Source organism: Micromonospora sp. NBS 11-29 (assembly GCF_002140155.1).
Taxonomy (GTDB): Bacteria; Actinomycetota; Actinomycetes; order Mycobacteriales; family Micromonosporaceae; genus Micromonospora.
The window spans coordinates 23,660-43,038 of sequence record NZ_NAPR01000008.1 but is presented as its reverse complement, the minus strand read 5'-3'; the positions used below and the strand labels follow the sequence as shown (position 1 = coordinate 43,038).

Annotated in this window: 14 protein-coding genes and 1 pseudogene; 11 read left to right on the top strand and 4 right to left on the bottom strand. The window is 72.5% G+C overall.

All coding sequences use genetic code 11. From position 1 onward, the window contains the following. The first annotated feature begins 90 nt into the window (after positions 1–90). Positions 91–2,169, top strand: a complete 2,079-nt coding sequence (locus B1205_RS13255; protein WP_254909908.1) for an RICIN domain-containing protein — start codon at positions 91–93, stop codon at positions 2,167–2,169. 331 nt (positions 2,170–2,500) lie between these two features. Next, positions 2,501–3,490: a LacI family DNA-binding transcriptional regulator gene (locus tag B1205_RS13250; protein WP_176308574.1), complete on the top strand. Its 990-nt coding sequence runs from the start codon at positions 2,501–2,503 to the stop codon at positions 3,488–3,490. Positions 3,491–3,992: 502 nt separating this feature from the next. Here B1205_RS13250 and B1205_RS13245 read toward each other — a convergent pair. Beyond that, on the bottom strand, positions 3,993–6,746 hold the full coding sequence (locus B1205_RS13245; protein WP_089155911.1) for a beta-L-arabinofuranosidase domain-containing protein: 2,754 nt from the start codon (positions 6,744–6,746) through the stop codon (positions 3,993–3,995). A gap of 245 nt (positions 6,747–6,991) precedes the next feature. Between B1205_RS13245 and B1205_RS13240 the strand changes: the two genes are divergently transcribed. From B1205_RS13240 to B1205_RS31380, 7 genes and pseudogenes are all read left to right on the top strand, one after another. Then, positions 6,992–8,254, top strand: a complete 1,263-nt coding sequence (locus B1205_RS13240; protein ID WP_089155910.1) for a cyanophycinase — start codon at positions 6,992–6,994, stop codon at positions 8,252–8,254. Between the two features lie 130 nt (positions 8,255–8,384). Beyond that, complete coding sequence (locus tag B1205_RS13235) at positions 8,385–9,812, top strand: hypothetical protein (RefSeq protein ID WP_089155909.1); 1,428 nt, start codon at positions 8,385–8,387, stop codon at positions 9,810–9,812. 88 nt (positions 9,813–9,900) lie between these two features. Beyond that, positions 9,901–10,785: a MurR/RpiR family transcriptional regulator gene (locus B1205_RS13230; protein WP_176308573.1), complete on the top strand. Its 885-nt coding sequence runs from the start codon at positions 9,901–9,903 to the stop codon at positions 10,783–10,785. A 92-nt stretch (positions 10,786–10,877) separates the two neighbouring features. Then, on the top strand, positions 10,878–11,819 hold the full coding sequence (locus B1205_RS13225; protein ID WP_089155908.1) for a transporter substrate-binding domain-containing protein: 942 nt from the start codon (positions 10,878–10,880) through the stop codon (positions 11,817–11,819). A 112-nt stretch (positions 11,820–11,931) separates the two neighbouring features. Further along, positions 11,932–12,789 carry an amino acid ABC transporter permease gene (locus B1205_RS13220; protein ID WP_089155907.1) on the top strand — a complete coding sequence of 286 codons (858 nt, stop codon included), beginning with the start codon at positions 11,932–11,934 and terminating at the stop codon, positions 12,787–12,789. Then, positions 12,786–13,478 (top strand): annotated as a pseudogene (locus tag B1205_RS31385) (amino acid ABC transporter ATP-binding protein); the annotation flags it as partial. The gene B1205_RS13220 and the pseudogene B1205_RS31385, both read left to right, overlap by 4 nt. Before the next feature lie 66 nt (positions 13,479–13,544). Further along, positions 13,545–14,621: a M20 family metallopeptidase gene (locus B1205_RS31380; RefSeq protein WP_254909914.1), complete on the top strand. Its 1,077-nt coding sequence runs from the start codon at positions 13,545–13,547 to the stop codon at positions 14,619–14,621. A gap of 7 nt (positions 14,622–14,628) precedes the next feature. On the opposite strand, the gene B1205_RS13210 is transcribed toward B1205_RS31380, so the two are convergent. Continuing rightward, positions 14,629–14,829, bottom strand: coding sequence for a hypothetical protein (locus B1205_RS13210; protein ID WP_254909907.1), 201 nt, complete (start codon positions 14,827–14,829; stop codon positions 14,629–14,631). A 167-nt stretch (positions 14,830–14,996) separates the two neighbouring features. Here B1205_RS13210 and B1205_RS13205 point away from each other — a divergent pair, with 167 nt between their 5' ends. Further along, positions 14,997–16,223: a sensor histidine kinase gene (locus tag B1205_RS13205; RefSeq protein WP_089155904.1), complete on the top strand. Its 1,227-nt coding sequence runs from the start codon at positions 14,997–14,999 to the stop codon at positions 16,221–16,223. Beyond that, positions 16,211–16,879 carry a response regulator transcription factor gene (locus B1205_RS13200; protein ID WP_089155903.1) on the top strand — a complete coding sequence of 223 codons (669 nt, stop codon included), beginning with the start codon at positions 16,211–16,213 and terminating at the stop codon, positions 16,877–16,879. Before B1205_RS13205 ends, B1205_RS13200 begins: the two co-directional genes overlap by 13 nt. 33 nt (positions 16,880–16,912) lie before the next feature. Here B1205_RS13200 and B1205_RS13195 read toward each other — a convergent pair whose 3' ends face one another. Continuing rightward, positions 16,913–18,076 (bottom strand): serine hydrolase domain-containing protein, encoded by a 1,164-nt coding sequence (locus B1205_RS13195; protein ID WP_089155902.1) that lies wholly within the window; start codon positions 18,074–18,076, stop codon positions 16,913–16,915. A gap of 666 nt (positions 18,077–18,742) precedes the next feature. Then, the gene (locus B1205_RS30275) at positions 18,743–19,003 is read right to left on the bottom strand and encodes a hypothetical protein (RefSeq protein ID WP_217809785.1); all 261 of its coding nucleotides are present in this window, start codon (positions 19,001–19,003) and stop codon (positions 18,743–18,745) included. Positions 19,004–19,379 lie beyond the last annotated feature (376 nt).

The following is a 19,379-nucleotide window of genomic DNA, read 5'->3' as shown; positions in this document are numbered from 1 at the left end:
GGCCGTTCCGGGTGCAGCCTGTGCCGCAGTTGCCGTGGACCCGGTTCCCCTGGGGCAGGGACCGCTGTTAACGATCACATGAGGAGGATCATGGTGGCGACGGGTCGGCTGTCCCGGCTCCTGGCGGGGTTGGTGGCGATGGTGGTCGGCGGGGTGCTGGTGGGGGTGGCCTCCGGGCCGGCCTCCGCGGCGACCGTGGACACCACCGCGTACTACGTGCTGGTGAACCGCAACAGCGGTAAGGCGCTCGATCTCTACAACCAGGCCACTAACGACGGCGCGCGGATCACCCAGTGGACGCGCAATGACGGCGCCTGGCAGCAGTGGCAGTTCGTGGACTCCGGCGGCGGCTACTACCGGCTGCGCTCGCGGCACTCCGGCAAGGTGCTGGACGTGACCGGCGCGTCCACCGCCAACGGCGCGGCCGTGGTGCAGTGGTCCGACCACAACGGCACCAACCAGCAGTTCCGGCTGGCCGACTCCGACGGCGGCTACGTGCGCCTGGTCAACCGCAACTCGAACAGGGCAGTGGAGGTGCAGAACGCCTCGACCGCCGACGGCGGCAACATCGTCCAGTACGACGACTGGAACGGCACCAACCAGCAGTGGCAGTTGGTGCGCCTGGGCGGCGGCACCCCGACCGACCCGCCGCCGACCACCCCGCCGCCGAGCGGCACGTTCACCAACCCGGCGATCTGGCAGGACTTCGCCGACGTCGACATCATCCGCGTCGGCGACGTCTACTACATGTCCGCCTCGACCATGCACTACTCGCCCGGCGCACCGGTGCTGCGCTCGTGGGACCTGGTGAACTGGGAGTTCGCCGGGCACTCGGTGCCCCGACTGGACTTCGGCACCAAGTACGACCTGCCCCCGGGAAGCCAGGCGTACGTGGACGGCATCTGGGCCTCCACGTTGAACTACCGGCCCAGCAACAAGACCTACTACTGGGCCGGGTGCATCGACTTCGCCCAGACCCACATCTACACCGCCGGCGCGGTCGACGGCGCCTGGAGCAAGCTCACCACGATCCCCAACTGCTACTACGACGCCGGCATGCTGATCGACGACAACGACACCATGTACGTCGCGTACGGCAACGGCACGATCAGCGTGGCGCAGCTCTCCGCGGACGGGCGCACCCAGGTGCGGGCCCAGCAGGTCTACCAGACGCCGTCGAGCATCGGCACGCTGGAGGGGGCGCGGTTCTACAAGCGCAACGGCGCCTACTACATCTGGCTGACCCGGCCGGCCAACGGCCAGTACGTGCTCAAGTCCACCAACGGCCCGTTCGGCCCGTACGAGCAGCGGCAGGTGCTGCTCAACCTGCCCGGCCCGATCTCCGGCGGTGGCGTGCCGCACCAGGGCGGGCTGGTGCAGACGCAGAACGGTTCCTGGTACTACATGGCGTTCACCGACGCGTACCCCGGTGGTCGGATGCCGACGCTGGCGCCGATCACCTGGACCTCCGACGGCTGGCCGCAGGTGCAGACCGTCAACGGGGCGTGGGGCGCGAGCTACCCCAACCCGCTGCCGCTGCGTCCGGTCAAGCCGCTCACCGGCACCGACACGTTCTCCGGCAGCACGCTCGGTGTGCAGTACGAGTGGAACCACAACCCGGACAACAGCCGGTGGTCGGTGAACAACGGCCTGCGTCTGCAGACCGCCAGCGTGACCAACGACCTGTACCAGGCCCGTAACACGCTGACCCACCGCATCCAGGGCCCGACCTCGACCGCCACCATCGAGCTGGACTACTCGACCATGCGCGACGGGGACCGGTCCGGGCTCGCCATGCTGCGCGACAGTTCGGCGTGGATCGGCGTCCGGCGGGACAACGGCGCCACCCGGGTGGTCATGACCAACGGTCTGACCATGGCCAGCGGCGCCTGGAACACCACCTCCACCGGCAGCGAGGTCGCCAGCGCGGCGGTGTCCGGTGGGCGGATCTGGCTGCGGGCCAAGGCCGACATCCGACCGGGGTCGGGCCGGCAGGCGACGTTCTCCTACAGCACCGACGGGGTCAACTTCGTCTCGCTGGGCAACGCGCTGACGCTCAACAGCGCGTGGCAGTTCTTCATGGGATACCGGTTCGGCATGTTCAACTACGCCACCCAATCGTTGGGCGGGTCGGTGACCGTGCGGCAGTTCTCGCTGACAACGCCGTGACGCGGGTCACCATTATCGGCCGCTGANGGGGCATCTCCGAAAATTTTCGGAGATGCCCCGCCCGACTGTCGCGGAGTCGTTCGAAACCGTTCGAAATCGTTCGGAGCCGTTCGGAGCTGCGGCTTCGGGCTCTCCGACCTCGGTTAAGGAATGGTTCCGGCGTCAATTCTCCGACATTTCCCGGGCCGCGCCCCGAAAGGTGGATCGACCGCGCCGTGACCGGCGGGACAACTGGCGTAGACTGTCGCCACCCGTGGCCGGCCCGGTCGACGTCGACCCGCTTCGGCCATGCGGTCAGTGCGAAAGTGAGGTGGCCGTGCGCGGTCCTGCGATGACGGATGTGGCTCGCCTCGCCGGTGTCTCCCACCAGACGGTGTCCCGGGTCCTGAACGGGCATCCCAACGTGCGTGAGCAGACCCGGCTGCGGGTCCAGGCGGCCATCACCGAACTCGGCTACCGGCCCAACCGCGCCGCCCGCGCGCTGGTCACCGGCCGCTCCCAGGTGATCGGCGTGGTCGCGCAGAACACCACGCTCTACGGCCCGGCCTCCCTGCTGGCCGCGCTGGAACAGACCGCCGCCGAGGCCGGGTTCGCGGTCAGCGTGGCCAGCGTCAGCGACCTCGACCACCGCTCCATCTCGGCGGCCGTGGAACGTCACCTGGCGCACCGGGTGGCCGGCATCGTGGTGATCGCGCCGGTCGAGTCGGCCGGCGAAGCCCTCGAACGGCTGCCCCAGGACGTGCCACTGGTGACCGTCGACGGCGACCCCCGCCGACCGATCCCGCTGGTCACGGTCGACCAGGTCGCCGGCGCCCGAGCCGCCACCGAGCACCTCCTCGCCGCCGGGCACCGCACCGTGTGGCACGTCTCCGGCCCGTCGGACTGGTTCGACAGCGCCGGCCGGATCGAGGGTTGGCGCGAGGCGCTGCGGCTGGCCGGCGCCGAGGTGCCGCCGCTGGTCCCGGCGGACTGGTCCGCCGCCGCGGGCTACCGGTGCGGGCAGATGCTGGCCCGGATGCCGGAGGTCACCGCCGTCTTCACCGCCAACGACCATCTGGCGCTCGGTGTGCTGCGCGCCCTGTACGAGCACGGCCGTCGGGTGCCGGACGACCTCAGCGTGGTCGGCTTCGACGACGTGCCCGAGGCGGCATTCTTCATCCCGCCGCTGACCACGGTGCGGCCGGACTTCGCGGCGGTGGCCCGGGCGAGCCTGGGTCTGCTGCTGGCCCAGATCGAGTCGGGCAGCGTCGGGCCGTTGCGGCAGACCCTCGCACCGACGCTGATCCCGAGGGGCAGCGTCGGCCCGCCACCCCAGCGCTGAGTCGCTGCCGCCGCTGGCGCTGGCGCTTTGCGTAGGAACCGCCGAGGCGGTGCCGAATCGCCGCGCGTCGGTCTTGCCGCTGGGCACGGACCCGGACTCGGACCCGGAGGGGGTCACCCCTTACCAAGGACTTGTGCTCGCTCGCCAGCCGTTCGCCACGCTGCGTAACGGTCCGGGAAAGGGCAAGAGGTGAGAGCGACATACCTGCTGGTCATAATTATGACTTGCAGTCATGTCGCGCTTGAGGCCACTGCCCTCCTCGCGGCGACACGCCCGAGAATCGGCCCGCCGCCCCGGGCCGACCCGAGCCCTCGCCGCGCAGCCCTGGCGCCCACCATCCTGAGGCGCTCGATGACAGGCGGGCCGCGGCGCGGCGGCACGCTGACGGGGGCAGTCGGGCCGCACCGGAGGGTTGAGCCGTCGTCGCCGGGTCGCCCGGCCCGGCGACGACGGCGTCGCGAGGGGTACACCGCGACCCGGGCGTGCGGGCGTACCCCGGTTCTCAGAGGAAGCGCCAGCGCTGGTGTGCGGCACCGGTGTCGTCGCCGAGGACGGCCTGCGTGCCCTGGCCGGTGGCACCGCCGTCGAGGCCGAGGACGCGGCCGCCGTTGGCGCACTGGATCCGGAAGTAGCCGTTGCCGGCGTGGCGCAGCCGCCAGCGGTGGTCGGCGGTGCCGCTGTCGGCCCACTGGACGATCCGGGCGCCGGCGGCCGCGGAGCCGCCCTCGACGCCGAGCACCTTGCCGCTGTTCGAGTTCCGCAGCCGCAGGTAGCCGCCGGTGTCCACGAGCGCGGTCCAGAGGTGGTCGGCGGTGCCGGAGTCGCCCCACTGGATGACGAGCCCGCCGTCGACGGTGGACATGTTCTGTACGCCGAGGACGAGCCCGCTGCCGAGGTTCTGGAGCCGGCGCGCGCCGTTGGGCAGGAACCGCCACTGGTTGTCGAGGCTGCCGTTGTCCGGGTCCTGCACCGCCTGCGCACCCTGCGCGGTGGAGCCGCCGGAGATGCCGAGCAGCTTGCCGCTGTTGACGTTGCGCAGCTTGTGGCTGCCGTCGCCGACATCGACGACGGTCCACTGGTGGTCGGCGGTGCCGTTGTCCGCCCACTGGAGGATCCGCGCGTTGTCGGCGGTGGACATGTTCTCCACGCCGAGCACCTTGCCGCTGTTGACGTTGCGCAGCCGGATCGCCGAGCCGTCGACGACGAGCTGCCAGTCGTGGTCGGCGGTGCCGGTGTCGCCCCACTGGAGGGCCAGCCCGCCGTCGGCGGTGGACATGTTCTGGACGCCGAGCACGAGCCCGCTGGCCGCGTTGGCCAGCCGGAAGCTCGCCTCGCCACCGCCGCCGCCCGTGCCGGCCCGCCAGTAGACCGTGTAGTTGAACCCGTGCGCGTCGTAGAAGGGCCCGAGGTTGACGGTGGCGCCGTTCGCGGTGGCGGTGAACGCCAGCGAGCTGCTTCCGGTCCGGGTGACCGAGGCGACGTTCAGCGTGGGCAGCGCGCTCAGCGTGGTGTTGCCGTAGTTGCCGGAGAGCACCACCGGCCCGTACATGACCGCCTGGACCGCCGCGTCGTCGTTGGCGGCCACCGTGGTCACCCGCATCGGCAGGCGGACCGTGACCACGTCCCCGGCGGTCCAGTCGCGGGTCAGCGCGGCGTAGCTGCCCGGCGCGGTGGCGATGTTCTGGGCCGTGCCGTTGACGCTGACCTGCGCACCATTGGCCCAGGACGGGATCCGGATCCGCATCGTCCACGACCCGCTCACCGAGCCGGTCACGGTCAGCGTCGTGGTGTCACCGACCGGGTACGAGGTGGTCTGGGTGACCGTGATGCCGCGCTGGCTCCAGGTGAGCACCGAGGGCAGGAACAGGTTCACGGTCAGCGTGGTGCCGTTGTGGAAGTAGATGCCGTCGGCCAGCGTGGTGTTGGTCTCCAGCCCGGTGCCCTGGCAGCACCAGAAGGAGTTGTAGTCGGTGCTCCAGGTGCCGCCGCCCCACGCCGGGCCGACACCGCGTCGCCCGCCCGGGTTCAGCGGGGTGAAGTAGGTGACGTGGCCGTGGCTGTCGGCCGGGTTCTGCTGGCCGATCATGTGGTTGAGCAGCGCCCGCTCGTAGAAGTCGACGTACGCGACGCGGTCCGGGTCGAGCTGCCACAGCTCCCGGGTCAGCTTGAGCATGTTGTAGGTGTTGCACGCCTCGCAGGTGTCGTTACGCAGGTAGCCGGCGATGGCGTTCGGGGCGCGGAAGTGCTCGGCCTGGCTGTTGCCGCCGATGGCGTACGTGTGGGCGCCGACCGTGATGTTCCAGGCGTTGGTGGCGATGTCGCGGTAGCGGGTGGTGCCGGTGGCCTTGTACTCCCGGGCCGCGCCGATCCACTTGGGCACCTGTGTGTTGGCGTGCAGGCCGTTGAGCTGGTCGGAGTTGGACGCGAGCGGGTTGAACACGGCGGCGTGGTCGAAGCGCTGCGCGGCGGTCAGCCATCGGGCGTCGCCGGTCTGCTGGTAGATGTCGGTCAGCACCGCGTTCATGCCGCCGAACTCGGTGCCGAGCATGGCCTGCATCTGGGCCGAGGTGAGCCGACCGGTGCGCCAGTCGACCCAGCCGGCGAGCGCGAGCAGCACGTCGCGGGCCTGGGTGCTGCCGATGATGCGCCACACGTCGAGCAGGCCGGCGAGCGTCTTGTGGATGCAGTAGTAGGGCACGTTGCCGTTGCTCAGCGTCCGGGCCTCCAGCGCGGTGAAGTCGGACTCGCCGAAGCCGGACAGGTAGCCGGTGTTGAACCCGGCCGCGCCGTTGTTGGCCTGGCACTTCGCCAGCTCGGCGACCATGGTGACCGCCTTGTCCCGGCAGGTGGTGTCGCCGGTGACCGCCCAGGCCTGCGCCCAGGCGCTGAGGAAGTGGCCCTGCATGTGGGTGCGGAACGGGAACGTCGGCGCGTCCCAGCCGCCGTTCGCGGCGGCCCCGCCGGTGGAGAGCCGGTGGTTGGCGCGGAAGTTGTAGAGCAGCCGGTTGACGTCGACGAAGCGCAGGTAGGACAGCGTGCGGTTCTGATTGTCCAGCCAACGGCTCGCGGTCAGCCGTACCTGGCCGGGGTCGAACGCGTAGGCGGAGACGCCGATGTCCGGTCGGGCCGGGGCCAGGGCGGCGCCGGCCGTACCGCCGCCGGTGAGGGAACCGACGGCGGCGCCGGCCGCCGCCGCGACGGCGGTCGCGCCGGTCGCGCGCAGGAGCATCCGGCGGTTCACCAGGGGAGCGGACATTGGGGCCTCCGAGACGGGGACGGGGTGGAGGTGGCGGTCGGGCGGACCCCGGTCCGCCATGACATCTTCGTTAACGTTAACAATCGTCCTTAGCGTGGCGTTTACATAGGCGACTGTCAACATCCTCGGGGCGGTGCGATGTTAGCGCTCTCAGGCAGGCGGGACGCGGGATTTGGTTGTGGGCATGACGGGGTTGCCGTACTCTCTGGGCGCGGCCCGCCCTCACGGTCCTGTGAGGAGCAACCATGCCCCTGAACCGCCTGCTGATCCTGGGGATCAGCGCCTGTACGGCGGTCGCGCTCGCGGTGCCCGTCTCCGCCGCCCCGGCCTCGGCCACCGGGTCGCGCCATCGCGACGGCGGCAGCCTGGTGCTGGTCGGCGGCGCGCTCGCCGACGACAACCGGGAGATCTACGACGAGATCGTCCGCCTCGCCGGCGGCCCCGGAAAGGCCCGGATCGGCATTCTCACCGCCGGTGCCCCGGTGCCGGCCGAGGACCCGGACGCCGGCACGCCCGACTGCAACAACAGCGTCTGCAACGGCGACTACTACGTCGAGCTGTTCCGGTCCTACGGGGTGGCCGACGCCCGGTGGATCCCGATCGACCTGGACCATCCAGGTGCCGCCGACGATCCGGCGGTGGTCCGACAGATCGATTCCATGACCGGGTTCTTCCTCGGCGGCGGCGACCAGTACCGCTACGTCACCACGATGACCCGCGGCGCGGCGCAGCGGGACAGCGCGGCGCTCGCCGCGTTACGCCGCAAGCTGCGTGGTGGGGCCGTGGTCGCCGGCACCAGCGCCGGGGCGCAGATCATGGCCGGCCGGGACATGGTCACCGGTGGGTCCACCGAGCCGGGGCTGCGCGACGGCGCGAAGCCGGGCTACTTCGAGGACCCGGACGTGCTCGGCTACCTGCCACGCGGCGGGTTCGGGTTCTTCACCGCCGGGCTGGTCGACACGCACTTCTCCCGTCGGGGGCGGGAGGCGCGTGCGATCCGGCTCGCCTCGGACACCGGGCGCACCCGGGTGTTCGGCCTGGACGAGAACACCGCGCTGGTGGTGACCGGCGTCGGGGGCCGTCGCCAGTCGCTACGGGTGCTCGGGCAGCGCGGTGTCGGCGTGCTGGACCTGCGCCGGGCCCGGGTCACCGACCGTGCCGGCGTCTGGGGGATCGAGGGCGTGCGGTGGAGCCGACTCACCGCCGGGGACGCGTACGTCGCGCCCCGCTGGACGGTCGTGCCGGCCGCCGGCAAGCCGCGCGTCCGCCCGGCTACCGGACCGTGCGCGGCGGTGTCGTCCGAGGACGTCTTCTACGACTACGCGATGGTCGGGCTCGTGGAGTCGGGGCTCGCCGCCCGCACCGGGTGCGTGACGGTCGGCGGCACGTCGTACGAGAAGGACCCGATGTGGTCGGCGCGGCTGAGCCGGGGCACCGGGTTCGCCGCGTACCGGGGTACGACGGCGATCACGTTCACCGACGTGGTGATCGGTATCCGCCCGGTCTGACGGGGCGCGGCGGCGTCGGGTCCAAGCCCGACGCCGCCGTCACGAAGATGTAACAGAGATTACGTATTGAGCAGTGACTTCAATAGATGTAACTTCTGTTTCATCGCTTCGTGGCCCCTCGGAGGTGCCCATGTTCCCTTCCCGCAATCCCCGCCGACTCGTCGTGACCGCGGCCGCCGCCGCGCTGCTCACCGTCGCCCCGCTCGGCGTCCCCGCCGCGCACGCCCAGGTCACCCGGGTACGCCAGGGCAGCGCCACCGACGCCGCCCGGTCGAGCTGGTCCGGGCCGGCGTACACGATGAACGGCTCCGGCGGCATCGTCACCGCCACCATGACGAAGGCGGTGAACGCGATCCGTGGCGGCACCGGCGCGATCGACGTGGTGGTCGTCGCCGCCTCCGGCACCGGCACCCCGGAGTGCGACGTGATCAGCCCGCTGACCGGCGTCAACTCCTGCACCACGCTCACCCTCACCACCACCGCGGACGGCAACGACAGCCAGGTCAACACCGACGTCCGTAACGCCGAGTTCGTCTACTTCGCCGGTGGTGACCAGTGCCGCTACGTGGCCTGGAAGGGCACCGCGTTGGAGGCGTCGGTGGAGTCGGTGGTGGCCAAGGGCGGCGGGGTCGGCGGCGGCAGCGCCGGGCACCACGTCAACAGCGACGTGGTCTACGACGCCTGCACCGCGAGCACCACCTCGGCGACCGCGCTGGGGAACCCGTACGACCGGTCGTTGACGTTCACCACGGGCATGTTCCGCTGGCCGAACTACGCCGGCACCATCAACGACTCGCACTTCGTCACCCGCGACCGGATGGGCCGGACCATCGCGTTCGTGGCGCGGGCGGTCAAGGACGGGCTGGTCACCGGCGGCAAGGCGTGGGGCGTCGGGGTGGAGGAGGGCGCCTCGCTCTTCATCGACCGTGCGGGTCGGGCCACGCTGAGCGGCCCGAGCGCGTACGTCGTGCTCGGCGACCACCAGCCCGAGGTGGCCGCGTCCGGGCAACCGCTGACCTACACCAACGTCAAGATCTGGAAGCTCGCCGACGGCCAGAGCTACGACTTCGCCAACCGGCCGACCTGCGGCTACTACCTCAGGAGCGTGCGCGCCGGCGTGCCCGACGCCAGCCTCTACAGCGGCACCCCGGTCACCGACTGCTCGTCCACCCCGCCGCCCTCCGGCGGCTCGTCCTACGCCGAGGTGGAGCCGAACGACTCTCGGAGCGCCGCCAACGACATCTCCGGGTCGACCTTTCCGGTCATCGTCACCGGGGACATGAAGAGCACCTCGGACCGGGACTACTTCTCGCTCACGCTCGGCGCCGGACAGACGCTGACCGTGAACTGCGCGGTGCCGACGGCGTACGACGCCGACCTCTACCTGCTCAGCGCGACCGGGAGCACGCTGACCCGGTCGGTGAACAACGGGGCCGGTGCGGACGAGTCGATCACCCTGACCCGCACCGCGTCCGGCTCGGCCACCTACCACCTCGACCTGGAGGCGTACGCCGGCTCCGGCACAGCCGACTACGCCTGCACCGTCGCGAAGTCCTGACCGCCGGTTCCGTGGCCGGGGCGCTCATACCCCGTCCACGGCACCGCCGTCGCGGGGGCGCGACGCGATCGGCCGCTACGCTCGGCTCGTGTCGAACGCCGATCCCGACCACGAACCGCACGCCGTGGGGGTCGCGGCGCTGATCCGCAGTCGACTGGGCGCGTGCAGCCCGGCCGAGCGGCGGGTGGCCCGCGCCCTGCTCGCCGCCTATCCCTCCGCCGGCCTGGGCACGGTCGCGTCGCTGGCCGAGCGCGCCGAGGTGAGCGCCCCGACGGTGCTGCGCCTGCTGTCCCGGCTCGGCTTCGGCGGCTACCCGGAGTTCCAGCGGGCGCTGCGCGACGAGCTGGCCGAGCGGGAAACCTCGCCGCTGACCGCGTACCGGGCGACCGAGCGGGGCGGAACCCCGCCGGAGGGCGCGCTGCCCCGGGCCGCGGTCACGCTCCCCGAGGCGGTCGCCGGCACGCTGGCCGACCTGCCGCAGGGGGAGCTGGACGCCGCCGTGCGCCTCCTCGCCGACCAGCAGTTCCGGGTGACCGCGGCCGGCGGTCGGTTCTCCGCGTTGTTCGCCAACTATCTGGTGCTGCACCTGATGCAGGTGCGCGGAAACAGCCGGCTGCTGCCGCCCGGGCCGGTGGAGCGCGCCGACCTGCTGGTCGACGTGGGCAAGCGGGATCTCGTCGTGCTCTTCGACTTCCGCCGCTACGAGGAGCCGACCCTGGCGCTGGCCCGGGAGGTGACCGCCCGGGGAGCCCGGGTGGTGCTGTTCACCGACCGCTGGCTCTCGCCGGTGGCCGGGCTGGCCGAGGTGGTGCTGCCCAGCCGGGTCGACTCGCCGTCGCCGTACGACAGCTTCGTGCCCATGCTGGCGCTGGTGGAGACGCTGGTCGCGGCCCTGATCGACCAGCTCGGCCCGGCTGCCGGCACCCGGCTCAAGGCGATGGAGGGTGCGCAGCAGGCGTTCGGCGGGCACTGAAACGTCCGTTACAAAAAACTGTAACCCCACCGAGATCGTAACGTGAGTTACAGTCCGGGGGCTGGCTGTTCCGGCCCCCGGAAGGACTCCCCATGCGCATCCGTACCCTCGCCCTGGTCGGCGCGACCACGGCGCTGCTCGCCGCCACCGCCGCCTGCGGCACCTCCTCGGCCGGTGGCTCCACCGACGAGATCAAACCCGTCTCGGTCACCATCGACGGCGTCGGCGCGGTCGAGACCGACAAGGCCCTCGCCGGGAAGGTCCCCGCCGACGTGCGCGGTCGCGGCACCGTCACGGTCGCCACCAACGCCCCCTACCAGCCGTTCATCGACTTCAAGGTGGAGGGCCGCACCGACGAGTTCGTCGGGCTCGACCACGACCTGTTCCAGGCCGCCTCGGCCCGGCTCGGCCTCCAGGCCACCTTCACCCAGCAACCGTTCGACGGCCTGGTGCCCGGCCTCCAGGCCGCGAAGTACGACGCCATCGCCGGCGGCATCACCGACAAGAAGGAACGCCAGCAGGTCGCCACGTTCGTCGACTACTCCGCCTCCGGCACCGGGTTCCTGGTCGCCGCCGGCAACCCGCTCGGCGTGCAGACCGTGGCCGACCTCTGCGGCCGCACGGTCGCCGTGCAGAAGGCCAGCAACCAGGCGAAGAACCTCGCCACGTACGCCAAGCAGAGCTGCGCCGGCCGGCCGCTTCAGGTCAAGGAGTACCCGGAGAACCCGCAGGCGGTGCAGGCGTTGATCGCCGGCAACGTGCAGGTCGTCGCCGCCACGAGGGTCAACCTGGTGGACACCGCCGGCTCGCTCGCCGGCAGGGCCGAGCTGGTCGACGACCCGTCCTCGCCCAACGGCTGGCTGGCCAGCCCGAACGGCTTCGGGTTCCTCAAGGCGAACAAGGAGCTGGCCGAGGCGTACCGGGCGGCCGTGCAGTCGCTGATCGACGACGGCACCTACGGCAAGATCCTCACCCGCTGGAAGCAGACCCCGATCGCGGTCGAGAAGGCCACCGTCGACCAGGCCATCGACTGACCCGGCGGACCACCGCCCCCCGATCCGCGGTCGCCGGGCGCCCTCCACATCCGTGAGGGCGGGCCCGGAGGCGCCCGGCGACCGCCGCACCCCTGCCGGAGGCACCCCCACCATGACCACCACCGAACCCCCGGCGGTACGGGTCGTCCCCGTCCGCCACTACGGCCGCTGGCTGACCGCGCTGGTCGTGGCCGGGCTGGCCGCGCTCTTCCTGCGGGCGCTGCTGAGCAGCCCCAACCTCGAACCCGGCACGGTCGCCCACTACCTGTTCCAGGACTACGTGCTCGACGGCGTGGTCACCACGCTCTGGCTCACCCTGCTCGCCATGCTGCTCGGCACCGCGGGCGGCATCCTGCTCGCCGTGCTGCGGCTGTCGGACAACCCGGTGCTGCGCGGCGTCTCCTGGACGTTCATCTGGATCTTCCGGGGCACCCCGCTGCTGGTGCAGATCATCTTCTTCGGGTTCCTCGGCGCGCTCTTCCCCCGGATCACGCTGACCGTGCCGTTCACCGACACCGTCCTGTTCGACCGTCCCACCAGCGTGGTGGTCACCGGCACGGTCGCCGCGGTGCTCGCGCTCTCGCTCAACGAGATGGCGTACGCCGCCGAGGTGATCCGCGGCGGCATCCTGGCCGTCGACGACGGTCAGACCGAGGCCGCCGCCGCGCTCGGCATGAGCCCCACGCTCACCCTGCGCCGGGTGGTGCTGCCCCAGGCCATGCGCGTGATCATCCCGCCGATGGGCAACGAGACCATCACCATGCTCAAGTCGACGGCGCTGGTGTCGATCATCGCCGGCCGGGACCTGATGACCGCCGTGCAGACCGTCTACCAGAACAACTACAAGGTGATCCCGCTGCTGATGGTGGCGGCGATCTGGTACCTCGCCCTGGTCAGCCTCCTCTCCGCCGGTCAGTGGCTGGTCGAGCGCCGGTTCGGCCGCGGCTTCGCCCGGGGAGGCGTGCGATGACGGCGATGGTCCGAGCCGAGGGTGTGACCAAGCGGTTCGGCCCGGTCGAGGTGCTCAAGGGCATCGACCTGACCGTGGCCCCCGGTGAGGTGGCCTGCCTGCTCGGCCCGTCCGGCTCCGGGAAGTCCACGTTCCTGCGCTGCGTCAACCACCTGGAGCGCATCGACGGCGGCCAGCTCTGGGTCGACGACGAGCTGGTCGGCTACCGCCGCCACGGCGACAAGCTGCACGAGCTGAAGGCCCGCGAGGTGGCCGTGCGCCGCCGCGACATCGGCATGGTGTTCCAACGGTTCAACCTGTTCCCGCACCTGACCGCGCTCGGCAACGTCACCGAGGCGCCGGTGCGGGTGCTGCGCACGTCGCGCGGGCAGGCCCGCGAGGAGGCGATGCGGCTGCTGGAGCGGGTCGGACTGGCCGACCGCGCGCACAACTACCCGAGCCAGCTCTCCGGCGGCCAGCAGCAGCGCGTCGCGATCGCCCGGGCGCTCGCCATGCGCCCGAAGCTGATGCTCTTCGACGAGCCGACCTCCGCGCTCGACCCGGAACTCGTCGGCGAGGTGCTGGACGTGATGAAGGGCCTCGCCGCCGACGGCATGACCATGGTGGTGGTGACCCACGAGATGGGCTTCGCCCGCGAGGTCGCCGACCAGGTCGCGTTCCTCGNGGACCCGCTGCTCACCGCCGCCGGCGACCGGCTGTCCGCGTACCACGACCGGCTCGCCCGGCTGGTCGCCGTCGACTCCGGCTCCGGTCAGGTGGACGGACTGCGGGAGGTCGCCGACCTGGTGCAGGGCTGGTGCCTCGCGGCCGGGCTGGCGGTGGAACGGGCGCCGGTCGCCGACCCGGCCGGCCGGCCGCTCGGGGACGTGCTGATCGCCCGCCGCCGGGGCGGCGGCACCCGCCGGATCCTGCTCGCCGGTCACCTGGACACCGTGTTCCCGCCCGGCACGGCCGCCGCCCGGCCGTTCCGGGTCCGGGACGGTCGGGCGTACGGGCCCGGGGTCAGCGACGACAAGGGCGGTGTGCTCGCCGGACTGGCCGCCGTCGAGGTGCTCGCCGCGCTGGACCGGCACCGGTACGGCGATCTGGTGCTGGTCTGCACGCCGGATGAGGAGACCGGCTCGGTGGGCAGCCGGCCGTTGCTGCGTACCCTCGGGGCCGAGGCCGACGTGGCGCTCTGCCTGGAGTGCGCCCGCGACAACGGCGACCTGGTCTCCGCCCGCAAGGGTGTGGCGGACCTCGCGGTGACGTTGCGCGGCCGGGCCGCGCACGCCGGCATCGAGCCGGAACGCGGCGTCAACGCGCTGCTCGCCGCCGCCCGGCTGACCGTGGCGCTGGACCAGCTCAACGGACGCTGGCCCGGGGTGACGCTGAACGTCGGGGCGCTGGAGGCGGGCGGCCGCCCCAACGTGGTCGCCGACCGGGCCCGGATGCTGGTGGACCTGCGTGCCTGGCGCACCGGCGAGTACGAGTCCGCACTCGCCGAGGTCCGCCGCCTGGTCGCCGAGCCGTTCGTCCCCGGTGTGCACGCCGAGCTGACCGTGCACGCGCCCACGCCGCCCTGGGAACCCGGCCCGGCCGGACGACGGTTGGCCGAGCTGGCGGCGAAGGTGGGCGCCGGACTCGGCGTACCGGTCTCGCACACCGCGACCGGCGGCTGCGCCGACGCGAACCTGCTGGCCGAGGCCGGCGCGACCGTGCTCGACGGGCTCGGCCCGGTCGGCGGCGCGGACCACAGCCCGGGGGAGTGGCTCGACCTGGACTCGGTGGTGCCACGGGTGGCGCTCCTGGCCGGCCTGATCGACGCCGTCGCGCGCCACCGGGACGCCTGACGGCGGCTCACCGGTTGCGGTAGTGGTCCACGGTCAGGGCCACCCCGCAGAGCAGCGCCAGCAGACCGAACGCGGCCCCCGCCCAGAGGTTGCCCAGCACGTTCGACAGCACCACGTTGGCCGCCGCGCTGCCGAAGAGCACCAGCCACAGCAGGGGGCGCAGCCGGCGGTCCGGGGTGCTCCCGGCGGTGCGATGAGGGTCGTTCACGGTTGCCTCCACTCGGTTCGTCGCAACGCTGACGACGCTAGGCCGGGCGGGCCGCCGGGGACGATCCCGCCAGCGCGACGACCGGGGGTACAGCAGGCTGTACTTTCCCCGGCCGGCGTTGCCGGTGCACACCGGTCGTGACCTATGGTGGCGCCGGGGGTGGGCCGATGGGATACGTGCGCGGGCGGGTCCGCGCCTCGGTGGACGCGTTGGAACACCTCGTCGGCGGCCTGGGCACCGCACTGCTGGCACTGGGCGCGCTGATCTGGGCGCTCGCCGTCACCGCCGCCTGCCTCGCCGGGGTGGGGTTGCTGCTGGCGCCCGGCGCGCTGCGCGCGGTGCGCGCGGTGGCCGACCGTGAGCGCGCCCGGCTGAGCCGCTGGGGCGGTACGCTCCCCGAGCCCGGGCCGGTGCCGGCCGGCCTGCGCACGGCCCTGCGCGACCCGGTGGTACGGCGGGAACTCGGCTGGCTGCCGCTGCACGCGGTGCTGGGCTTCGGCACCGGGCTGCTGGGCCTCGCGCTCCCGCTCTACGCCGTGCAGGACCTCACCTTCCCGCTGTGGTTCCGGCTGCTGCGACCCGAGGACGGCGCACCCGGAATCGTCTGGTGGCGGATCGACGGGCTGCCCGACGCACTCGCGGTCGGGCTGGTCGGGGTGGGCTGGCTGGCGGCGGTGCTCGGGTTGGGCCCGCTGCTCGCCCGCGCCCAGGCCGGTCCGGGCCGGTGGCTGCTGGCGCCGCCACCCGGGGTCGACCTGTCGTTGCGGGTCGCCGAACTCACCGCCACCCGGGCCGCCGCGCTGGACGCGCACGCGGTCGAGCTGCGCCGGATCGAACGGTCGCTGCACGACGGCACCCAGAACCGGCTGGTCGCGGTGAACGTGCTGCTCGGCGCCGCGCGCCGGGCCCTGCGCCGGGACCCGAGCCGGGCCGACGACATCCTCGAACAGGCGCAGAACGCCGCCGAGCAGGCGCTCGGCGAACTCCGTACGGTGGTGCGGGGGATCCTGCCGCCGGTGCTGGACGACCGGGGCCTCGCCGGAGCGCTGGCCGGCCTGGCCGGCGGGTCCACAGTCCCGTGCCGGCTCACCGTGGACGTGTCCGTGCGCTGCGCGGCCGCGGTCGAGGCCACCGCCTACTTCGTGGTGGCCGAGGCGCTGACCAACGTGGTCCGGCACAGCGGCGCGAGCACGGCCGACGTCGTGGTGCGCCGCGAACGGGACCGGCTGCTCGTGACCGTCACCGACGACGGGCACGGCGACGCGGACGAAACGCGCGGCTCCGGCCTCACCGGCATCCGCCGGCGGGTCGAGGCGTACGACGGACGGATGACCCTGACCAGCCCGCCCGGCGGGCCGACGAGGATGCACGTGGAGCTGCCATGCGGATCGTGATCGCCGAGGACGACGCGCTGCTGCGGGAGGGGCTGGCGCTGCTGCTGCGCGCCGAGGACCTGGACGTGGTCGCCACCGCGGGCACCCCGGACGCGTTCCTGGACGCGGTGGACGCCCACGGACCCGACGTGGCGATCGTCGACGTGCGGATGCCGCCGACCCACACCGACGAGGGGATCGTCGCCGCGGTCGAGGCCCGCCGCCGGCAGCCGGGCCTCGCGGTGCTGGTCCTCTCCGCGTACGTCGAGCAGGCGTTCGCCACCGAGTTGTTCTCGGTCGGCGCCACCGGTCTGGGGTACCTGCTCAAGGAACGCGTCGGGCGGGTCGAGGAGTTCCTCGCCGCCCTGCACCGGGTCGCGTCCGGCGGCAGCGTGATCGACCCGGAGGTGGTCGGGCAACTGCTCGCCCGCAACCGCCGCCCGGACACCGCGCTGGCCGAGCTGTCCCCACGCGAGCACGAAGTGCTGGCGCTGATGGCCGAGGGGCTCGGCAACACCATGATCGCCGAGCGGCTGTTCGTCACCGAGGGCGCGGTGCACAAGCACATCCGCAGCATCTTCGCGAAACTCCAGCTCCCGCCGGACGACCGCGCCGACCGCCGGGTCACGGCCGTGCTGCGCTACCTCCACGACACCGCGGCGCGCCGCCCGAGCTGAGGCGACGCACCGGGGAGCCGTACCGGGTCCCGGTCAGCGGGGCGTCGCGCAGATCGCCTCGTCGACGCTCTCCGAGACCGCCTCCACCATCTCCAGCGACGTCGGGAGCCCGGTCACCGCGACCACCGCGCTGCGTCCGTCCGTGGTGGCCAGGTTGCGGGTCTCGAAACCCTGGATGTCGCCGCCGTGCCCCCAGGCGTGGCCGCCGCAGGGCAGCTCGTGTCGGGCGATGCCCAGGCCGTACGCCCAGACTCCGCCGGGCTCGAACCCGGGCGCGGCGACCGTACGCGTCATCGCCGCCTGCTGCGCCGGCTTGAGCAGCCGGCCCGCCAGCAGCGCCTCGAAGAACGCCCGCAGGTCACCCGGGGTCGAGACGAGTTGACCCGCCGACCAGCCGAACGACGGGTCCATCTCGGTCACGTCGATCCACGGCGCACCCGGGGCGACCGCCACGTACCCCCGGGGGTGCCGGCCGGCGAGACGCTGGTCCCCGACCCCCGGCCAGTAGGTGTCGCGCAGCCGCAGCGGCTCGATGATCCGGCGGGTGATCTCCTCGCCGACCGGCCGTTGGGTGACCCGCTCGACGATCAGGCCGGCCAGGACGTAGTTGGTGTTGCTGTACTCCCACTTCGTGCCGGGGGCGAAACGCCGCGCCCGGGTGAGCGCGGCGTCCACCAGCCGACGCGGTTCGAGGTAGTCGTGGGCGCGGTCCACCAGGTCCTGCTCCTCGGTGAACAGCACGTCGTCGTAGTCGGGCAGGCCGCTGGTCTGCTGCAGCAACTGGCGTACCGTGATCCGCCGCCCGTCGTTGCCGTGGCCGCGCACCATCCCCGGCAGGTAGCGCTCGACGGTGGCGTCCAGGTCGATGCGGCCCTCGCCGACGAGTTGAAGGACGACCACGGCGGTGAAGGTCTTGGTGTTGCTGCCGATGCGGACCGTGCCGTTCGTCGGGACCTCGCGGCCGGTGCGTAGGTCGCCGACGCCGGCGGTGCGGTCGCGCACCCGCCCGTCGGCGCCCCGCACCGACGCCAGCGCCCCCGGGAAGTGCTGCTCGGAGACGAGGCGGTCGAGGCGTTGCTGGACGGCGTCGGGCCGGCCGGCCCCGGTGGGTGCGGCGGACGCGGCGGGAACGCCCAGGGCGGTCGCGGTCAGCACGGCCACGGCGCCGGCGGCCATCGGGAAGGTGCGGCGGGTCATCGGGGACTCCTCGGGGGACGGGAACGGGTACGGCTTCCAGCCTTGAGGAACCGGGGTCCGCACTCCATCCCGCCTGCTGCCCGCCCCCGGTAGCGCCAGCGGTAAGGAAGGGCACCTTGTTGACGCCAGGCGATAACAAGGTGCCCTTCCTTACGCCTGAGTTCAGGCCGCAGCCGGCCAGGGCGTCCAGGTTCGGACGCTGTGCGGCTGCCGGCGTGGTCTCGTCGGCGGCCCCGGCAAAGCGCCCGAAAGGGATGCCGGTGAGGCCGAAACTGCAAGATCGGCGTGGCGGGAGGGGTTTCGGGTGCGTTCGTTGTTGCCATGGCGACAACAGACGCACCCGGAGCGGGGCGCGGGTGGTGGGGGCGCGGGTGGTGGGGTCTCGGAGGGCTGCAGCGGTGCCATGCGCCGCGCGGGGCTGGGCGGTCGCCGGACCAGCCGTGCTCGCGCCAGCTCGCCGAGCGGGCGGACGGGGGGAACGCCGTGAATGCGGCCGGGCCCGGAGGGTGTTCCGCTGGTGCGCTGACGTCTCGGGCCTCGCGACCGGGGTCGCGTGCGGACGCTACGCCGGCTCGGGGAGGTGGCGGCATCCGGTTTGCCTCGATGACGCCACGTCGGCGTACCGNCCTGCCCGAGGCGGGCGCGGGGCGGCGCGGGGTTCGGTCGTCAGCAGGCCTGGGGTGCGCCGGAGTAGTGCACGCCGGCCCGCCCGATCACGGTCAGGTCGGTCATCGCCGTGTTCGCCGACCGCCTGATGTAGCACGAGTAGCGGTGCTGGTTGATCACCTCAAGGTGGATGTGCGCGCCGCTGTCGCCGTTGACCTGGTAGCAGGTCGACCAGCGGAACCGGCCGGTCTCGCCCAGCTTGGTCCACGGTCCCACCGAGGCGCCGACCACGATGCCGGACGGCTTGTTGTTGACGTGCATGACGTCGGCGCGCGCGATGACGGCGCCCGTGCTGTCGTCGCGGGCCTCCAGGCCGATGCGGTATCCACCGTCGGCCAGGTTGCCGGTCGCGCACCNCCGAACGGGGAGACCACGGTCGCGCCGGGGGCGCGGTAGATGTCGACCGCCCAGTCGTTGGTGTAGCCCCAGTTCGCGAAGACGCGGTGGTGGCCGGCCGGGCCGGACTGCCCGAACCGGTCCCAGGTGGACGCGCCCTGGATCGGCGGGTAGATGCTGACCGGGTCGGCGGTGGCGTGCGCCTGACCGGCGGTGGCCGGTGCGAGCGCGGCCGCGGCCGCCAGCAGCACGACGGCTAGCCGGCTGCCCATCCTGGTGAATCCCACTGCGCCTCCTGTGG

Coding starts and splice junctions, on each gene's coding strand:
- B1205_RS13255 (WP_254909908.1), top strand. CDS start 91: ATGGTGGCGACGGGTCGGCTGTCCCGGCTCCTGGCGGGGTTGGTGGCG.
- B1205_RS13250 (WP_176308574.1), top strand. CDS start 2,501: ATGACGGATGTGGCTCGCCTCGCCGGTGTCTCCCACCAGACGGTGTCC.
- B1205_RS13245 (WP_089155911.1), bottom strand. CDS start 6,746: ATGTCCGCTCCCCTGGTGAACCGCCGGATGCTCCTGCGCGCGACCGGC.
- B1205_RS13240 (WP_089155910.1), top strand. CDS start 6,992: ATGCCCCTGAACCGCCTGCTGATCCTGGGGATCAGCGCCTGTACGGCG.
- B1205_RS13235 (WP_089155909.1), top strand. CDS start 8,385: ATGTTCCCTTCCCGCAATCCCCGCCGACTCGTCGTGACCGCGGCCGCC.
- B1205_RS13225 (WP_089155908.1), top strand. CDS start 10,878: ATGCGCATCCGTACCCTCGCCCTGGTCGGCGCGACCACGGCGCTGCTC.
- B1205_RS13220 (WP_089155907.1), top strand. CDS start 11,932: ATGACCACCACCGAACCCCCGGCGGTACGGGTCGTCCCCGTCCGCCAC.
- B1205_RS13205 (WP_089155904.1), top strand. CDS start 14,997: ATGGGATACGTGCGCGGGCGGGTCCGCGCCTCGGTGGACGCGTTGGAA.
- B1205_RS13200 (WP_089155903.1), top strand. CDS start 16,211: ATGCGGATCGTGATCGCCGAGGACGACGCGCTGCTGCGGGAGGGGCTG.
- B1205_RS13195 (WP_089155902.1), bottom strand. CDS start 18,076: ATGACCCGCCGCACCTTCCCGATGGCCGCCGGCGCCGTGGCCGTGCTG.
- B1205_RS30275 (WP_217809785.1), bottom strand. CDS start 19,003: ATGCACGTCAACAACAAGCCGTCCGGCATCGTGGTCGGCGCCTCGGTG.